The sequence below is a fragment of the Blautia sp. HCP3S3_D9 genome, from assembly GCF_052063845.1.
Lineage (GTDB): Bacteria > Bacillota > Clostridia > Lachnospirales > Lachnospiraceae > Blautia_A.
Genome location: NZ_JBQHWS010000198.1, coordinates 1 through 4,227, shown reverse-complemented (window position 1 = coordinate 4,227; position 4,227 = coordinate 1). Strand labels below are relative to the sequence as shown.

Below are 4,227 nucleotides of genomic sequence, written 5' to 3'. Positions count from 1 at the left end.
TCCTCTCTTATTCAGGGAACGTGCGATGTTTCTCTTTGCTCCAAGATCAAGAAGGGCTACTTTCGGACCATCACCTTTTAAGATTTCTTTCTCACGGCATGTTACCTTCTCTACTACCTTACCTGTTGTATATGCTTTTAACTGGGGGATAATTGTATCTAAATCGTAATTTTCATTGACGGTGATCATACCGTTCATGGTACCTTTCTCACGAAGGATCTTCGTTAAGGCTCTGGTATCAATTCCGGCAATACCTGGAATATCATGCTTTGTTAAGAAATGCTGAATCGTGTCCACGCTTCTGAAATTACTTGGGACACGGGATAATTCGCGGACAATAAAGCCGTCCACCCATGGTTTTGATGACTCCTGGTCATCATAACAGATTCCGTAGTTCCCAATGAGGGGATAGGTCATACATACTGCCTGTCCTGCATAGGAAGGGTCGGTCATTACCTCCAGATAACCGGTCATGGAAGTATTAAAGACGATTTCGCTGATAACGTCTCTTGTCGAACCAATGCTTGTACCTTTAAACACATGGCCATCTTCTAATATCAGAAATGCTTTCATACAATCTCCCTTTCTTATCTTTATATTGTGTCTATCACTTATTTTTTCCTAAATCTTCAAGATTGTATCACAGCAAAGTGCTTTTTTCAACCTTATAAGATACTAAAAATAATTAAGTTGATATCAAAAACTTTTTTGTATTATATCATTGAAGCCAACCTCCACAGACGCGAATCCTGCTCGGCAAAAAACTGCTGGTCCAGTGCCAATTCAGCACTTCTCAGATGCAGAATTGTATAATTTGAGGATACTGTAAAAAAAATTAAAAAAATTTGAAAAAACCTATTGACTTTTATCCATACATCGGTTATTATAAACGAGCAGTCGCGAGAGAGCGATTGATAAATAAGAAATGCAGAAGTGGCGGAATTGGCAGACGCGCAGGCTTCAGGTGCCTGTGGTAGCAATATCGTGTGGGTTCAAGTCCCATCTTCTGCATTATTTTTTTATTTACGTGAAACCTTTAACAATAAGGTTTCACGTTTTTTGTTTTCATATATCAGCTCTATACTATTCAATTTTAATGTGTCGGCATATCTGTCTGTAAGTGAATATACCGACAAATTTTTTATGATATAAACGACATCAAATATCGATAAATCTTCCATGTGGTCTCATTATCGTAGTGCGTGCCGTCTGTTGTCTTATATCCCTGTTTCTTCAGATAAGAATACAGATCTATATATTTCACATTTGTAACGCCGTTTTTCATTCTGGAATTAAAATCTTCAATTTCTTCATTTGTCACATAGGGATCATCTGTCACCTGGCCTACTGCCACAATGTAGACATTCGCTCCCTGTGCCTTCCATTTCGGAATTTCTTCATTTAACAGGCTGATATAATTAGAAATATTATAAATATCATTTACGCCAAGCCAGATAAAGATATCTTCATTTCCTTTCATCTGCTCCTGCAATGTTTTCAAAGCGGTGTCTCTGAGCCACTGATAGCCCATACCGACTTTACAGATCCAGGTGATCTTGTCATTCTCAACGGCATCTTTCATCATATCCATCCTGGAATCTCCAATCATAATGGTCGTACGCAATAGTACTTCTGCCGAGTCACTCAGTTCTGAATATACCACATTCCCCTGATTTCGCAGATATGCCCGTACTCTGTAATAATAAGTTTTTCCTGAAACAACTTTGGTATCACGGTAGCTGAAAGTAGTGTTCCCTGAAACTACCGCAATTCTTTTATATCCTTTACTGGCGGTCTCAGAACGAAATATCTGATATCCCTGTGCCGAACTTATTTTTTTCCACTGTAGCAATGCACCGTTCTCTTCACTCATTCGTACCTGGCTGATAACTGGTTTACCAGGAGCTGTTTTTATCTCAAATGCTTTTGATGATGGGCTGTACAATGTTTTACTGCCCTGTTTGAGATAAGAACGTATCTTATAGGTATAAGTCTTATTTACAGACCCTGTCAATGTAAAGCTTGTGGTATTGTTATTCTTGATCCTGCCAACGCATTTGTATTTCCCGTCTGCCTTATAATAGAGAAAAATATGATATCCAGATGCCTTCTTTACCTTGTTCCATGTAAGAGTTACCTGATTTCCAGATGCTGTTCCTGACAATATCGGTGTCTCCGGTTTTGCAGATGCCCCAAATACTGCAACTGCGCTTATCTGAAAAACACATACTGACAAAAACAATAGTATCACGTTTCTTCCATATTTTAATATCCGCTTCACCTGACATCCCTCCCGTCTCAAGTCAAATAGACAAACGAACTCTTTTCGTTTCAGCAGATATCCTCTGTCGCATTTACTCTGTTCTCTGTAATAGCCTGATTATTACAAAGGCCGGCTCTGTAAAAGAAATCTGCTTTCACATATGCCGGCCTGTACTGTCTTTTCAGACATTTTTATTTAATTTACTTTTATTGATTATTTGTAACTATTTGGCAGTATGCTGTGAAAATGCTGAACAGTTACGATTATTTTACTTTTATGCTCTTTACAGCACTGTAGCCTGTGTATACTTTAGTTGAACCAACTAACTTGTATGCACGTGCTTTGAAGTAATAAGTTTTTCCACTTGTTAAGCCTGTCTTATTTGCTGTAAGTTTTGTTGTTCCTTTTACTACAGTACCCTTCTGAGATGTCTTGGATGATCCGCAGTAAACATCATATCCATCTGCGCCAGCAACTGCTTTCCAACTTACTGTTGCCACACCTTTCTTGGTAGATTTCAGAGTAAGAACTGGTTTAGTGCCTGTTGCTGTAGCTTTTACTTCTACAGAGTTAGACCAGGATTTGAGGTTCTTGTTTGCATCCTTGATCTGTGCAGTTGCAGTAACTCTGTATGTATAAGTTGCACCTGTAGTGATTACATTATCTGTATAATCTTCTCCGAACTCTGCATCTGACATATCTCCATTATCCCAGGTCTTAACAGTCTCGTATGCACCATTGCCTTTCTTCTTCTCAAGCTTATAGGACGCATCATCTGTACTGGATCCAACATTTACTACAATCTGATCCCATGTGGAAGATGTGATAGATGCCTTTGCTTTCAACATTTTTACCTTGGAAGAAACTTTTGAATCACAGCTGAACTGCTGTGGCACAGTGATCCACTCTGGTGTAAAGTCGATAGAAGTAGTCTTACTCAGGGTATTTCCGTCAAGATATAAAGAAACTACCTGAGATCCTTCTTTACTGTTTTCGAGTTTCAGAGTTGTGATCTTATTATTTCTCAGATCAAGAATTCCCTGGAAACCTGCACAGTTAAAGGAAGTAATCGCATTGTTAGATGCGTTAACCTCTGAAAGACTCGGCACATAATCTGTATCTCCAATGTTTAATCCTGCATTTGCCTGTGTAGTAAATTTATTAGAACTTGCATCTACAAAATCCAAATTCTTGAGGTATTTCTTAGCAGGCATTGTAACCTTTGTCAGCTTGTTACTGCCATACTTTACTACATGTAAATTTGTACATTTGCTGAGATTCAAAGTTCCTGTTAAGCTGTTGTTGCTCAGGTTCAGGTATGCAATCTTTGTATTCTTAGTAATATCTATAGTTTTAAGTTTATTATTAGCTGCAAAAAGATCTGTTGCATAAGTAAAACGCTCAACACCCTTCAGATTTGAAATTCCAAGTCCGGAAATATCGATACTCTTGGCAGCTTTAATCTCTTCTGTAGAAAGTTTCTTATCCTTATTTGTATCAATATTATCAAGAACATACTGGCGGAATTTCGCATCCGGGAAGTTTGTAGCATTGACCGCAACAGTTGATGTTGCTTCTGCTGCATCTGACTGGAATTCGGAATCATCCTCAAAATCCGGTGTCTCATCTTCTCCTGCATCCAGTGTTTGTTCTGCTGCTGCAGATGTATCATCACTAAAGTCAGCTGCATTTACATCGATGGCAGAAGTCATCATCGCTGCACTGATCACACTTGCGACTAATAACTGATTTAATTTTCTGTTTTTCATCTTACACTCTCCTGTTCATAAATCTGCGTACCTTTTGATACGATATAAATTTATCATATCTCACTGCATTTTGCAATATATTTTTAACTCAAACTTCCCACACCATTTGGTGTGCTAAACCTTGAAAAATCAATATTTTAACCCATAAAAAAGGCATAAATCACTTGCATGTGGTATAATTGAATTGTCAAAAAC

The 4,227-nt window shown here is 38.1% G+C and carries 3 protein-coding genes and 1 tRNA gene; 1 reads left to right on the top strand and 3 read right to left on the bottom strand.

The window, feature by feature from the left end:
• On the bottom strand, positions 1–573 hold a 573-nt coding region (locus tag ACTNES_RS19670), incomplete at its 3' end, for a carbamoyl phosphate synthase small subunit (RefSeq protein ID WP_441040466.1).
• 354 nt (positions 574–927) lie between these two features.
• Between ACTNES_RS19670 and ACTNES_RS19665 the strand changes: the two genes are divergently transcribed.
• Positions 928–1,011 (top strand) — tRNA-Leu (locus ACTNES_RS19665).
• Positions 1,012–1,141: 130 nt separating this feature from the next.
• Here ACTNES_RS19665 and ACTNES_RS19660 read toward each other — a convergent pair.
• Both ACTNES_RS19660 and ACTNES_RS19655 read right to left on the bottom strand, forming a co-directional pair.
• Positions 1,142–2,281, bottom strand: a complete 1,140-nt coding sequence (locus ACTNES_RS19660) for a hypothetical protein (RefSeq protein WP_291816816.1) — start codon at positions 2,279–2,281, stop codon at positions 1,142–1,144.
• A 245-nt stretch (positions 2,282–2,526) separates the two neighbouring features.
• Positions 2,527–4,032 carry a leucine-rich repeat domain-containing protein gene (locus tag ACTNES_RS19655; protein WP_291816818.1) on the bottom strand — a complete coding sequence of 502 codons (1,506 nt, stop codon included), beginning with the start codon at positions 4,030–4,032 and terminating at the stop codon, positions 2,527–2,529.
• Between the last annotated feature and the right edge of the window lie 195 nt (positions 4,033–4,227).